Raw genomic sequence first — 13378 nt, 5'->3', positions numbered from 1 at the left:
CGCCCGGCGATGACCGGGGTATGGGACGAGCACTCGGCGAGCACAGTCGCTCAGCCATGTGACGCCGATCATACTGACATGTTCCGTCCAAATTGGAAAGGGTGACGGCCCGTCGGCCGGCGGGTCTACCACTCGATGCTGCTGCGCACCTGCGTGTGTCGGCCATATGGAGTCCCGCCAGAAGCTTTGTATCTTGCGCCAGCGGGCTGCGAAGGGGCGTACTTGACGCACTTTCTCACCTTGTTGGCGTCGAATACCGTGCCGGTGTGGCGGTGCCCGCTCCTAACCTGAACACAGCGAATGTGAGCTGAGACACCGACGCACCGGCCCGGGAGTAGATCTCGACGGACGGATTGCATCGCCACCGCCCACTCGGCTACGACCCCGTAGACGAACGACGTGACTCGCCGTGCACCGAGCGGCGAACGAGCGGGCGGACTCACCGGCATTCAGCCCTATATCGCGACGGCGACCGCATGTCGCGCAATCCGACCCACCACGGGTGCTTTCCGGCACCTGGAATCACGAAGATCTGGAGAAACTCGATGAGTAGCCCCGAACTGATCAAGAGCGACGTACCGCGTGAATTCGTTGCCGATCACACCGTGGAACGAAATCAGCGGCCCATGATCGACGGCCCGAACAAGTTCAAGTTCGCGATCTTCGGGGCAAATGTTTCGACCGGTCAGGGCGGCCTGACGCTCGCCGAGAACACGATCAAACTCGGTAATTGGGACGAGGTCCGCGGTCTCGCCGAAAAAGCGGACGCCTACGGCGTCGAAGGGTTCATTCCGATCGCTCGCTGGCAGGGACTTTCCGGGCCGGACCGGCCCTGGGGCCGGCAGCACGAGACCTTCACCTGGGCGGCGGGACTGGCGGCGGCCACGCGGAACATCCAGATCTTCGCCACCTGTCACGTCCCGTTCGTCCATCCGCTCATGGCGGCGAAAATGAGCGCGACGGTCGATCACATCAGTGGCGGCCGGATGGGGTTGAACGCCGTCGCCGGATACCACCAGCCGGAGTACAAGATGTTCGGTCTCGAACTCCCCGAGCACGACAAGCGCTACGAGATGGCCGAAGAGTGGATGACGATCGTCGAGCGACTCTGGTCCGACGAGGGCGAGGAATTCGAATTCGACTTCGACGGCGAGTTCTTCACACTGGGCGGTGCGCAGGCCTACCCCAAGCCCGTGCAATCGCCCGGACCCATGGTGATGAGTGCCGGCGCGAGCCCGGCGGGCCAGAAATTCGCTTTCCAGCACGCGAACATCCTGTTCATCATGGTCACCGATGTGAACAACAGCAAACCGGTCACGCAGAAAGTCCGGGCGAACGCCGATCAGGCGGGTCGGCCGGACCTCGATCTCTGGGCGGGTGTGCACATCATCTGTAAAGACACCGAAAAAGAGGCGCAGGACTACGTGAAATACGTCGTCGACGAAAAGGGCGACTGGGAAAGCGCCGTGCGGTATCAGCAGATCATCGCCTCGGGTGATGCCCGCAGTATGCGCTGGGACGATTTCAAACGTAATGAGGACTTCAAGCAGGACGAATCCATCCGCACCTTCATGCGGGCCGGCCTGGTTCCGCTGGTGGGCACGCCGGAGATGATCGTCGAAGGGCTCCAGAAGCTGTCCGACGCGGGTATCGCGGGTGTCTGCACCGGGCTCGTCGACTACGACGAGGGGCTGGACCGGCTCAACGAGCAGATCTTCCCGCTGATGCGCAGCGCCGGACTTCGTGCCTGACAACGGCTCGGATCCTTTACAAAGGAGTGAAGGTAGATGACTTTTCCGGATCCCAAACAATTCCGCCTGATAGTCGCGGGAACCACCGACTCGGGCGAAGCGGATTTTCTCGAGGTCGGTGGCCCGGCCGAGATAAGTATGCCGGGTATCGCCGAGGGGGCCTTCTACTGGGCAGTCGAAGGCGGACACAGTAAAGAGAACATCGGACGGCCGCCCAGCCGCGTACAACTGGCCGGGCCGAATGGCTCGACCTTCGGGGTGAGCAGTTTCCCGGCACGTTCGGCCGGAAACGAACTGGATCCCGAACAGCTCGACCCGAGTATGACCGGTACCGGTGATGACGGCGATCCCAATATGCACGCGAGCGACACCATCGATTACGAAGTGGTGATCTCGGGAAAAGTGGATCTCAAGCTCCCCGGTGGAAAAGTGCGAACCCTCGGACCGGGTGACCTCCTCGTCATGGGCGGCGTACCGCACGCCTGGAAGAACCCCTACGACGAGGACTGTGTCTACATCGTGGTCACGATCGGCTACAACGATTCGAAGCCCAGCGCATAGCGACCGGAACCCAGAAATTCGAACAAGGCAATCAGAATGAAGGAGAAGTCATGGGTCTGAGTTCGCCGGGTGCGGCGCTGCGCGAGATATTCCAGCGGCCCGAGACCGTGGTCGTACCGTTCGGATCGCTGCCGATCCACGCTCAGATGGCCCAGCACGCGGGCTTCGAGGCCTTCGAACTCTCGGGCGGGATGTCGGCATGGTGGGCCGAGGGCGCCTCCGATGTCGGCTGGCTTACGTTGACCGAGGTGGTAGCACACGCGAAGCGCGTCGCACGAAGCACCGATATTCCCGTATATTGCGATGCCGATACGGGTTTCGGCGCCCCCATCAACGTCCAGCGCACTGTCGCGGAGTTCATCGATGCCGGCGTGGCAGGAATCCATATCGAGGATCAGCGGGAGCCCAAGAAATCCGGTGGAACGACGGGAATCGAACTCGTATCCGACGCGGAGGCGATAGGGCGGCTCAATGCGGCAGTCGATGCCCGGGACCGCTTGGATTCCGACTTCGTGATCGTCGCACGCACCGACGGATTCGGTGCGGCCGGCGGCAGTGTCGACGAGGCGATTCGCCGCGCACAGCTCTACCGCGCCGAGACCGGAGTCGATGTCATCTTCTTCGAAGGCTTCCAGACCTGGGAGCAGGCCGAACTGGCACTGAAAGAGACGCCCGGGTCGAACTACGTCATGGGTGCCGACCTCATCGGGCGTCGTCCGCTCGCCGAGCTGACCGCGGTGGGTCAGTCGATCGAGGCAGTGCCGTTCGTCCTGCCCGGTGTTCACGAGGTGTGGCGATTGCTGCTCGATATCAAGGAAGCCGGCGACGCCACCCCCTTCGCGGCATATGTGGAGAAGATGAACGAGGCGAAGGGCACCGCCTACGACTTCGGATGGGGTGCTCGCCTCGGGCGGCCGTCGCCGGAATACGTGCAGAGCACGGAGGAAAAATATCTCCCGCCGGAAGCCCAACGCGATTACGTCAATACTCCCAACGCCTAGCGGTCGAATTCCTCGAACCGATCGACCGGACAATCCACAAACTCTACAAAGGTGTATGAAATGACTGGACAGAGCGAACTCGACTTCGGTGGGCGAGTAGCCATTGTTACCGGAGCAGGGCAGGGAATGGGGCGGGAGCATGCCATTATGCTCGCCTCTCGCGGTGCGCGAGTCGTGGTGAACGATATCGCCGCAGCTCGTGCCGAGGAAACGGTGCAGGTAATTACCGAGGCCGGCGGGACGGCAGTACCCGACAGTCACGATATCGTCAGCGAAGCGGCGGGCCTGGTGCAGGCGGCGATCGATGGTTTCGGGCGTCTCGATATCGTCATCAACAATGCCGGGATCAACGCGTACGGTCGCTTCTGGGAGATGGACAGTGACCTGTGGTGGCGGGTTTTCGACACCAGCTTCCGAGGTGTCGTCGAGGTCGCGCGCCACGCGATGCCGCACCTCATCGAATCCGAAAGCGGCCGGCTGATCAACATCTCCTCGAACGGTCTGATGGGCATCCCCAACGACACCTCCTATGGAGCGGCCAAAGCGGCGGTCTGGGGACTGGGCAATTCTCTCGTCGGCGAGGCCCGCGAAGTCGGCGTACAGGTCACCACACTGCTGCCGGTTGCCTGGACACCGATGACAGAAGACGCGTTCGGCAACGGCAGCCTCGTCATCCAGAAGCTCATGCGCGAGCAGTTCCCGGCGGATGCCGTCGCGTCTTTCGTCACCTGGCTCGCCCACCAGGACACTACTGTGCACGGCGAAGCATTCGAGGTCGGTGGCCTGGCGGCCGCCAGGACTGTCATTACCGCGATGCCGCGGATCAAGGCCGCCGAAACCACCCCCGAAGCCTGGGCGGACAAGGCGTCGGAGCTCACGGCCGACGGTGATCTCACCCCGCTGTTCAACGCGAGCCAGTCACTCCGCGCGCAGATGGTTTTCCTGGCGCCGGAGATGGAGTCCGAAATCCCCGCGGACGCGGCAGATGTGTCCGGCAACTGAGTAGCCAGACAAAGCAATCGGTCCACGGTTCGGAGCGCGCTGTGCCGTGCTTCGAACCGGGGCAGGAAGAGAACTCATGACTCAGACCAAAGTGCGTGGCTTCGGCGGCGACCCGGCAGTCGTGCGGAAGACGTTTGCGCAATTCCCTTCTGGTGTGGCGGTTCTCGCGGCCGATATCGCCGGTGGCAAGCATGCGCTGGTCGCCTCGTCGTTCATGGTCGGAGTATCGCTGGAACCCTGCCTCTGCGCGGTCGCGGTACAGAAGTCGTCCGAGACATGGGGCGTGATCAAGGAGGCCGGCTCCCTCGGAGTGTCGATCCTGGGCAAAGGGCAGAGCGATCTGACCCGCAAGCTCGCGAGTAAGGATCGCGCTTCCCGTTTCGAGCAGGTCGCGATCGAAGTCGGGGAAGCGGGTGCGGTGTTCATCGAAGACGCCGCGCTGTGGCTCGAATGCTCGATCCACGAGGTCACCGAGGCAGGCGATCACTGGATGGTCCTGCTCGAGGTCAACAAGCTCGGCATCGGCGAGAACGAGCCGCTCATCTGGCACGGCGCGAAGTTCCGTGAACTGGTCGACGCTCGGACGATCGACGTCGAGTAGACGAGGTGATCAGCGCGGGTGGCTGACCAGAGGCGACACCGCCATCCGGCCCGGTGCGGGCACGAGAGTATGGAGCACAGGACGTGACAAGGTTCGACGATATCGAGCGCGCGGTCGCCGACATCGCCGCCGGTAAACCGGTGGTGGTGGTCGACGACGAGGATCGGGAGAACGAGGGCGACCTGATCTTCGCCGCCGAGAAGGCGACGCCCGGACTGGTGGCGTTCATGGTCCGCCATACGTCGGGATATCTGTGCGTACCGCTGGCCGGCGAGGACTGCGACCGGCTCGCCCTGCCGCCGATGTATGCCGTCAACCAGGACAAACACGGTACCGCGTACACGGTGACGGTCGATGCCCGGGCGGGAATCGGTACCGGTATCTCCGCCGCCGATCGGGCCGCGACCATGCGCCTGCTCGCCGACCCCGCCGCCGGTGCCGGCGATTTCACCCGGCCCGGCCACGTGGTACCGCTGCGTGCGAAGGACGGCGGTGTCCTGCGCCGGCCCGGCCATACCGAAGCCGCCGTCGACCTCGCGCGGATGGCCGGCCTCCGCCCCGCGGGTGTGATCTGCGAGATCGTGAGCCGGCAGAACGAAGGCGCGATGGCACAGACCGGCGAGCTCCGGGACTTCGCCGACGACCACGGCCTCGCCCTGATCTCGATCGCCGACCTCATCGCGTGGCGCCGCAGGCACGAGAAGCAGGTGGTCCGCATCGCCGACGCGCGGATACCGACCGCGCACGGCACATTCCGGGCAGTCGGCTACCGGAGCATGTACGACGAGGTCGAGCATGTCGCCCTCGTATGTGGGGACATCGCCGGGCCGGAGGGCGACGGTAGCGACGTCCTCGTCCGGGTGCACTCCGAATGCCTCACCGGTGATGTGTTCGGATCGCTGCGCTGTGACTGCGGGCCCCAGCTCGACGCCGCCCTCGAGATGATCGCGAGCGAGGGCCGGGGAGTCGTGCTGTACATGCGCGGTCACGAAGGCCGCGGGATCGGCCTGCTGCACAAGCTGCAGGCATACCAGCTGCAGGACGCGGGATCGGACACCGTCGACGCGAACCTCCAGCTCGGGTTGCCCGCCGACTCCCGCGACTACGGTATCGGCGCGCAGATCCTCGTCGACCTGGGGATATCCACCATGCGGTTGCTGACGAACAATCCCGCCAAGCGGGTCGGGCTCGACGGCCACGGACTGCGCGTCACCGAACGTGTCCCGATGCCGTTGCGTGCCAATGCCGAGAATCTCGCCTACCTGCGGACCAAACGCGATCGTATGGGCCACGATCTCGCCGGTCTGGACGATTACGAAACCGCACACGCCACACCGCCGCCCGGCCATCGACAACCGATCGAACCTCCGGGCCTGTCGAGCGGATCGGACACACCGGTTCGAGTGCTGATCAGAGCCGACCACGGATTCGGCTGATCCGCTCCGCAAAGCCATGTGTTTGTACCGACTCGATTTTCGAGAACGAACATTTATCAGGAGAGCTAGTGAGTCCCGAAATAGTGCGGACGGCCGAGGCATACCCGGATATGGTTGCCGAGATCGCGGCCGAGTCGCCGGAATTAATCTGTCTGGAAGAGGTCGACGGCCCGGTCAGGACCTATGCCGAGGTCCACGCGAACGCGCGGAGATGGCGCCGGGCGCTGGCCGGTCTCGGGGTGGCCGCGGGTGACACCGTACTGACCTTTGTGGCGTCCTCGGTGGCCTCGGTCGAGTTGTGGTGTGGAGTGGCCTACGCCGGCGCGATCGAAGCGTCGGCCAACCCCGCGTATCGGGGCGCACTTCTCGATCACATCGTCGGAGATACCCGGGCTCGGGTCGCGGTCGTCGACCACCGGTATTTTCCGGCCGTTCGGGAGGCGCTGATCAAGGCGTCGAATATCGAGCAGGTCGTTGTCATCGGCGGCGACGACGATCTCCGATCCGATGATTCCACCGTCATTGTCCGGGCAGACGACATTCTGGCCGCGGCGGGGGAGTCCGAGGAGGGTGCGCCCGAGGGCCGGATACCAGGACATACGCCGGCCTGCATCCTCTACACCTCGGGTACGACGGGGTTGTCGAAGGGGGTCGTCGTGCCGTTCGCACAGCTGAAGGAGGCGGCGGCCGGGGTCTTCCCGCCGTCCGTGCTCGGCCACGAGGATGCCATCTACCTCCCCTTTCCACCGTCCCACATCACCTATCGCGCCAATCTGATATCTGTGGCGCGGGTGCGTGGACGGGCGGTGCTCCGCGAGCGCTTTTCCACCGACGCCTTCTGGACGGATATCGAGAAGTATCAATGCACCGCGACGCTGCTCCTCGGCGCGATGGCGAATTTCGTCTACCAGAGCGAGGACCGGCCCGAATCGACCCCGCTGCGACGAGTCCAGATGATTCCCGTGATTCCGGAGGTGGAGGACTTCAAGAAGCGGCACGACGTACTGGTGACCACCCAGTGGGGCATGACCGAAGTATGCGCACCGATTGTCGCCGTGGACTACGACGTCAGTATTCCGCAGAGTTGCGGTCGCCTGCGCGACGGGTTCGAAGCAAGAATCGTCGACGAGTTCGATCGTGAGGTGCCCGACGGTGAACTCGGCGAGCTCGTCCTGCGTCCGCGTGAACCGTGGCATTTCGCGTCCGGATACTGGGCCAACCCGGAGGCGACGGTCGCTGCCTGGCGCAACCTGTGGTTTCACACAGGTGACCAGTTCCGCCGTGACGGGCAGGGCAACTACTACCTGGTGGATCGTCTCAAGGATTCGTTGCGCCGCCGCGGTGAGAACATCTCCTCGGTCGAGGTCGAGGCGGCCGTGCTCCAACATCCCGACGTGCTGGAATGCGCGGTGGTGGGGGTGGACTCGGAGTGGGGCGAGCAGGAAGTGATGGCCTTCGTTGTCCCGAAACAGTCGCGGCACCTGGCCGAGGCCGCGCTGGACGAATTCCTGACCGGCCGGCTGGCGGAGTTCATGCGGCCACGCTTCATCGAGGTTGTCGATTCGCTGCCGAAGACCGCTACCGAGCGGGTCCGCAAGGCCGAGCTCCGGGAGCGTGGCCGGGGCGCCGGCACGTGGGCGCGGCCGGAGCGTGTCCGGTCCACATCGGCCTCCGGAGCCGAGGGCGGTGCAGCTCGATGACCTCGTGGCCGGACTTCTCCGGCGGCCGGTCAGGTGTCGTCGCCGGGGGAGTCTTGCGAGGAGGGATGCCGGTAGCCCACGCCGCGCAACACCGTGTCCACGAGTTGCGTCAAGTAGGCCTCCGTGTGCGCGACTTCGGCCAGCCCTGGAGGCGTGCTGCGGACGTGGGTGGTGATGGCACCCGCTACGAGATCGGCAATGAGGGTGGGCGTGATGCCAGGGTCGATCTCGCCGCGCCGTACCGCTCGCCGGACCAGTGCCCGGGTCGACCGGATGTAATCGGGATAGTCGAGCTCGCCGACGACCGCGGCCAGCTCCTCGTTGGAATGCCGGTCCATGATCAGCCGGCTGACCATCGTGCCCTCGATGCTCTGGACGAACGCCATCCACTGTCTGGCGAACTCCCGCAGGTCCAGCTCGAGGTTTCCGAGATTGATGTTCCCGACCGAGGGTGCGGCCGAACGTACGGCATCGACCAGCAGCGCGGCCTTGTTGGGCCAGCGCAGATACAGGGAACCCTTGCCGACACCCGCGCGCCGTGCGACCTCGTCGACGGTGAATCCGCTCCAGCCGCGCTCGCCGTATACCGACCGGGCGGCGTCCAGCACCCGATCATCGAGATCGGGTTCACGTGGTCGTCCGACCGTGCGCGGCGAAGACGTCATGGCCTTTACCATACCGCTCCTCACGGCGTCGCCGAAGCGATCTCGCCCTGCCGGGGGAGGTACACAGCAAGTTACCGAGCGATTCCGTCCAGAATGTCCCGCGCCGTCGCGGCCGGTGGGATCAAGTGAGTACGCGGAATCCGTCTGCCGAGAGGAAGTCCTATGGCGAAATCGAATGAACCGGAGACCGCCCCGCTCGTGGTCGAGCAGGTCGACGGGGTCCGGACCTTGACCATGAACAGGCCCGCAGTGAAAAACGCGCTGGATTCGGCCCAGTGGCGGCGCCTGGCCACGGCGCTCGACGATGCGGAGCACGATTCGAGTGTGCGCGCGGTGGTCCTGACGGGTGCCCACGGGGTGTTCTCGTCCGGCGGCCAGCTGGGGGCCGACGGCCCGCACCATCCGCTGGACCGCATGCGGATCATTTCGGCCGCAGCGATTGCCCTGCACGAGTTTCCGAAGCCGACGATCGCGAAGGTGCCGGGCCCGGCGATCGGCGGCGGCTGGAACCTTGCGCTGTGCTGCGACCTCGTGATCTGTTCGAGCAACGCGACTTTCGCGCAAGTGTTCCCCCGGCGGGGTTTGTCGATCGATGTCGGTGGGTCCTGGCTGCTGCCTCGTCTCATCGGGATGCAGAAGGCGAAACTGCTGACGATGACGGGCGATGTCCTCGGCGCGGCGGAGGTGGAACGGCTGGGACTGGCCACCCAGGTGGTCGAGCCCGAGGATCTCGATGCTGTCGTCGACTCGCTCGCCGGTCGGCTGGCGGCCGGTCCGCCGGCCGCGCTGTCCTTGACGAAGTCTCTGCTGCACCGTGCGGCCGGCACCGACTTCGCAAGCAGCCTCGAGGCCGAAGCGGTGGCGCAGGCCGTGAATTTCGCAGGCGAGGACATCGACAACGGCTTCCGGGCTTTCAAAGCCAGGACGGCGCCGTCCTTCACGGGCCGCTGGCGCTTCGACCGGGACGAGTAGAGGTCGCCGACCTCGTCAATCAGTCGGGGGACCAGCTTCTTCCTATTTTGGACTATATGTGTCAGTATGATCGGAGTCACGTTGATGGATAACAGTTTTCCGGTGGTGATCGCCCTCCGATGTCGCGGTCGTCGCGAGCGGGCGGCGCGGATCGCGCTGGAACGGACCGACGTGGCCCCTGGTTTCGATGTGGCTGTGGCGAACAATCTCGAAGGAGTAGCTGCCAATGTATGAGCGGTATCAGACGATGAAGTTCGATCTGTCGAGCAGTGGTGTGCTGACGGTGACGTTCTTACGCGCCGACAAGCTGAACGCGATCGATGCCGATTTCCATCGGGAACTGTCCACGGTGTTCGCCGATATCGGTATGGATCGCCGGGTGCGGGCGGTGGTCCTCACCGGTGCGGGGCGGGCGTTCTGCGCCGGCGGGGATCTCGAGTGGATCGCGGGCGAAACCCCGGTGACCAGAGAGACCACGTTCTTCGAAGCCAAGAAGATCGTCGACGACCTGTTGAACCTGCCGCAGCCGGTCATCTCCGCCGTCAACGGTGCCGCGGCCGGCTACGGCTTCACGATGGCGTTGATGAGCGATTTCAGCATCGTGGCCGAGGATGCGCGATTGTCCGACCCGCATGTGGTGATCGGTCTTGTCGCCGGTGACGGCGGGGCGATGATGTGGCCGATTCTCGTCGGTATGGCGCGCGCCAAGCGCTTCCTGCTCACCGGGGATCCGGTAGAGGGGCGGGTCGCCGCGGAATGGGGGCTGGTCACCGAGGCTTGCCCGGTGGACGAGGTGCTCCCGCGGGCCATGGAATGGGCCGAGCGGATGGCGGCCTCACCGCATGTCGCGGTGCAGGGCACCAAGAAGGCGCTCAACGCCATCCTGCACATGTTGTCCAGCGTGACACTGGATCTGGGATTCCAGGCCGAACGCGTCTCCGCGGTGTCCGAGGATCATCAGCGTCTGGTCGGCGCGGCGCTCGAAGCCCGTGATCGCCGGCGCGCGGCGGCTGCGGCCCGGCAGTGACACCGCCCGAACCGGCCCCGATGCCGGGCCTCATGATGGATGTCGACCTGAACGTCGCCTTGCTGCTGCGGCGGATGCGCGCCATCCATCACGGAGCAAGGGTGTACTCGCGGTCGGCGAGCCACCCGGAGGGTCCTTCGCGGTCGGCCACCTTCGTCGAGGTCCTGGATCGGTCGGAGCGCCTCGCTGCGGCATTGGCGCAGTGGGGAATCCGGCCGGGGGACCGCGTCGGAAGCCTGGCGTGGAACACCCAGGAGCACCTCGAGACCTATTACGCGGTCATCGGTATGGGTGCGGTGCTGCACACGGCCAACCCGAGGTTGCACGAGGACCAGTTGGTGTACACGATCAACCACGCGCGCGACACCGTGCTGATCGTGGAGTCCGATTTCCGGGAGCGGATCGCCGGTCTGCGGCATCGGCTGCCGCTACTCGAACATGTAGTGGTCATCGGCGCCGCCGCCGGCGACCTCGCTGCCGGCGAACTCGGTTACGAGGAGTTGATCGCGCAGGCGGAGGGCCCGCTTGCACCGGTCGACGTCGACGAGCGGGCAGCCGCAGCCCTCTGCTACACCTCCGGTACGACAGGGGAACCCAAGGGAGTCCTGTACTCCCACCGGTCGATCGTCCTGCACGCCCTGTCCATGGCAGGTCGTGACGTCTTCCGGATCGGTGAGGAAGACGTCGTCCTCGGCCTGGTTCCACTCTTCCATGCCATGGGGTGGGGGCTGCCCTTCCTTTGCGGTCTCACCGGCGCCGATATGGTCCTGCCCGGACCGAACCTGCAACCCGAGGCGGTTGCCGAACTGATTACCGAGCACCGGGTGACCTGGGCGGGAGGTGTTCCCACAGTGTGGATGGACCTGCTTCGGGTCATCCGGGAGCGGGAATCGGGCCCTACACCGGTCGACCTGTCCAGTCTGCTGACCGTTGTCGGTGGCGGGACCGCGGTTCCCGAGTCGCTCATGCGCGCCTACGGTGCCCTCGGAGTCGATTTCGTCCAGGGCTGGGGCATGACCGAAGTCTTCCCGGGAGCCACCATGGTCACGCCGACTGCGATGACCGACACCGATGAGGGGTGGCGGTCGCGCACCTCGGCCGGCCGGATCTCGCCGCTCTACGAAATGCGCCTCGTCGCCGACGACGGCACGGAGCTGCCCAGAGACGGGGTCACCGTGGGTGAACTGGAGATCCGCGGGCCGATGGTGGCCGGCGCCTATCTGGGAGCCGGCGTCGGCGCGGACACATTCCACGGCGGCTGGCTGCGGACCGGGGATGTCGGGACGATCGACCCCAAAGGGTGGGTGCGGATCACCGATCGGCTCAAGGACGCGATCAAATCCGGGGGTGAGTGGATCAGCTCCCTGGACCTGGAGTCGGCGCTGATGGCACACCCGTCGGTTCGTGAGGCGGCCGTCGTCGGGCGTCCGGACGACCGCTGGGGTGAGCGCCCCGCCGCCTTCGTCGTGACAGACGGCGCGGTCGGCACCGACGAACTTCGCGAACACCTGTCGGGGCGCGTGGCGAAATGGTGGATTCCGGACGATTTCCGGGTGATCGACAACATTCCGCGCACCAGTACCGGCAAGTTCGACAAGAAGCTGCTCAGAGAGGCATTCGGCCATCTCGTCTGAGGTCGCAGCGCTCGATTCGAATGCACCACAACCAGCTGCCTCCGGCATTTTTCGGGGCAGAGATTTCTACTCGGCAACCTCAAAGGAGATGGTTTCCATGACCGTACTGGACGACTACCGTGACAAGTATCCGCACTGTGAATTCACCCGGGACGAGAACGGAATTCTGGAGTTACGGCTCCATTCAGAGGGCGGGCCCTTTCAGATCGGCATGCATACTCATCGCGAACTGACACGTGCATTCCGCGATGTCGCGCTCGATCGCGGTAATCGAGTCGTGCTCATCACCGGCACCGGAGTGGATTTCATGGGTCCGCGCGCCGACGCCGAGGGCGGCCAGATCATGACCGTGATCCCCTCCTTCTCGGAGGAATACGCGGTATGGGAACAAGACGCATGGACCGACCAGCGCGAACTGGTCAACGCGATCCTGGATATCCAGGTCCCGGTGGTCGCAGCGGTCAACGGCCCGGTGGCGCGACACTGCGAGATCCCCCTGTTCTCCGACGTCATCATCGCCGCCGATACCGCTTCGTTCGAAGACTCGGCGCATTTCGAGCTGGAAGATATCGCGCCGGGTGACGGCTCTCAGATCTGGATGACCATGCTCCTCGGGATCAACCGCGCTCGTGCCTACATGCTCACCGGTGAAACGATCACCGCGGACGAGGCGCTGCGCTGGGGCCTCGTCAAAGAGGTCCTGCCCCCGGACCAGGTGCTCGGGCGCGCCCGGGAGATCGCGGGCCGGATCGCCGAGAAATCGGATACGACGCTGCGGTTCACCCGCGCCCTCATCGTCCAGCCCCTCAAAAAACAGGTCCTCGAAATGCTCGGCATGGGACTCGCCTACGAGGCTTTGGGCGCACTCGGCAAGCACGCCTGATATCTGACGACCGGCACCGGCGGGTTACGCCGCTCTCGCTCTCGGCTCGCGCGCCCGATGCTGACATCCGGAGCCCGACAGGGCTCCCGAGAAAAGCGTAACCCGCCCCTCGGTCGAGCCGAGGCGATGGCGTACGAGCCGCCGG

At 64.9% G+C, this 13378-nt stretch carries 13 protein-coding genes; 12 read left to right on the top strand and 1 reads right to left on the bottom strand.

The annotated features are described in order from the left end of the window. Positions 1–545 precede the first annotated feature (545 nt). From ON22_RS28480 to ON22_RS28450, 7 genes are all read left to right on the top strand, one after another. A complete protein-coding gene (locus ON22_RS28480; RefSeq protein ID WP_051158213.1) occupies positions 546–1751 on the top strand; it encodes an LLM class flavin-dependent oxidoreductase in 1206 nt (401 codons plus the stop codon). Between the two features lie 36 nt (positions 1752–1787). After that, positions 1788–2312 (top strand): cupin domain-containing protein, encoded by a 525-nt coding sequence (locus ON22_RS35015; RefSeq protein WP_051158212.1) that lies wholly within the window; start codon positions 1788–1790, stop codon positions 2310–2312. A 50-nt stretch (positions 2313–2362) separates the two neighbouring features. Further along, entirely contained in the window at positions 2363–3313 is a 951-nt protein-coding gene (locus ON22_RS35010; RefSeq protein WP_051158211.1) for an isocitrate lyase/PEP mutase family protein, read from the top strand. Positions 3314–3373: 60 nt separating this feature from the next. Next, a complete protein-coding gene (locus ON22_RS28465; protein WP_081595908.1) occupies positions 3374–4315 on the top strand; it encodes an SDR family NAD(P)-dependent oxidoreductase in 942 nt (313 codons plus the stop codon). A 76-nt stretch (positions 4316–4391) separates the two neighbouring features. Beyond that, positions 4392–4916 (top strand): flavin reductase family protein, encoded by a 525-nt coding sequence (locus ON22_RS28460; protein WP_033247552.1) that lies wholly within the window; start codon positions 4392–4394, stop codon positions 4914–4916. Between the two features lie 83 nt (positions 4917–4999). Then, positions 5000–6352, top strand: coding sequence for a bifunctional 3,4-dihydroxy-2-butanone-4-phosphate synthase/GTP cyclohydrolase II (locus tag ON22_RS28455; RefSeq protein ID WP_051158209.1), 1353 nt, complete (start codon positions 5000–5002; stop codon positions 6350–6352). Positions 6353–6420: 68 nt separating this feature from the next. Then, positions 6421–8052 (top strand): AMP-binding protein, encoded by a 1632-nt coding sequence (locus ON22_RS28450; protein ID WP_156052485.1) that lies wholly within the window; start codon positions 6421–6423, stop codon positions 8050–8052. 29 nt (positions 8053–8081) lie between these two features. On the opposite strand, the gene ON22_RS28445 is transcribed toward ON22_RS28450, so the two are convergent. Continuing rightward, positions 8082–8717: a TetR/AcrR family transcriptional regulator gene (locus ON22_RS28445; protein WP_051158207.1), complete on the bottom strand. Its 636-nt coding sequence runs from the start codon at positions 8715–8717 to the stop codon at positions 8082–8084. Positions 8718–8915: 198 nt separating this feature from the next. Between ON22_RS28445 and ON22_RS28440 the strand changes: the two genes are divergently transcribed. From ON22_RS28440 to ON22_RS28425, 5 genes are all read left to right on the top strand, one after another. Then, positions 8916–9689, top strand: a complete 774-nt coding sequence (locus ON22_RS28440) for an enoyl-CoA hydratase/isomerase family protein (protein ID WP_231508795.1) — start codon at positions 8916–8918, stop codon at positions 9687–9689. A 66-nt stretch (positions 9690–9755) separates the two neighbouring features. Then, entirely contained in the window at positions 9756–9923 is a 168-nt protein-coding gene (locus ON22_RS36975) for a hypothetical protein (protein ID WP_156052486.1), read from the top strand. Further along, a complete protein-coding gene (locus tag ON22_RS28435) occupies positions 9916–10716 on the top strand; it encodes an enoyl-CoA hydratase/isomerase family protein (RefSeq protein WP_051743150.1) in 801 nt (266 codons plus the stop codon). Before ON22_RS36975 ends, ON22_RS28435 begins: the two co-directional genes overlap by 8 nt. 32 nt (positions 10717–10748) lie before the next feature. Continuing rightward, positions 10749–12350, top strand: coding sequence for a long-chain-fatty-acid--CoA ligase (locus ON22_RS28430; protein WP_081595912.1), 1602 nt, complete (start codon positions 10749–10751; stop codon positions 12348–12350). A 97-nt stretch (positions 12351–12447) separates the two neighbouring features. Beyond that, a complete protein-coding gene (locus tag ON22_RS28425) occupies positions 12448–13233 on the top strand; it encodes an enoyl-CoA hydratase/isomerase family protein (RefSeq protein WP_033247579.1) in 786 nt (261 codons plus the stop codon). The last annotated feature ends 145 nt before the right edge of the window (positions 13234–13378 follow it).

The organism is Nocardia carnea NBRC 14403, assembly GCF_000308515.1.
GTDB classification, from domain to species: Bacteria; Actinomycetota; Actinomycetes; order Mycobacteriales; family Mycobacteriaceae; genus Nocardia; species Nocardia carnea.
This window is presented reverse-complemented; position numbering and strand designations above follow the sequence as displayed.

Coding starts and splice junctions, on each gene's coding strand:
- ON22_RS28480 (WP_051158213.1), top strand. CDS start 546: ATGAGTAGCCCCGAACTGATCAAGAGCGACGTACCGCGTGAATTCGTT.
- ON22_RS35015 (WP_051158212.1), top strand. CDS start 1,788: ATGACTTTTCCGGATCCCAAACAATTCCGCCTGATAGTCGCGGGAACC.
- ON22_RS35010 (WP_051158211.1), top strand. CDS start 2,363: ATGGGTCTGAGTTCGCCGGGTGCGGCGCTGCGCGAGATATTCCAGCGG.
- ON22_RS28465 (WP_081595908.1), top strand. CDS start 3,374: ATGACTGGACAGAGCGAACTCGACTTCGGTGGGCGAGTAGCCATTGTT.
- ON22_RS28460 (WP_033247552.1), top strand. CDS start 4,392: ATGACTCAGACCAAAGTGCGTGGCTTCGGCGGCGACCCGGCAGTCGTG.
- ON22_RS28445 (WP_051158207.1), bottom strand. CDS start 8,717: ATGACGTCTTCGCCGCGCACGGTCGGACGACCACGTGAACCCGATCTC.
- ON22_RS36975 (WP_156052486.1), top strand. CDS start 9,756: ATGATCGGAGTCACGTTGATGGATAACAGTTTTCCGGTGGTGATCGCC.
- ON22_RS28435 (WP_051743150.1), top strand. CDS start 9,916: ATGTATGAGCGGTATCAGACGATGAAGTTCGATCTGTCGAGCAGTGGT.
- ON22_RS28430 (WP_081595912.1), top strand. CDS start 10,749: ATGATGGATGTCGACCTGAACGTCGCCTTGCTGCTGCGGCGGATGCGC.
- ON22_RS28425 (WP_033247579.1), top strand. CDS start 12,448: ATGACCGTACTGGACGACTACCGTGACAAGTATCCGCACTGTGAATTC.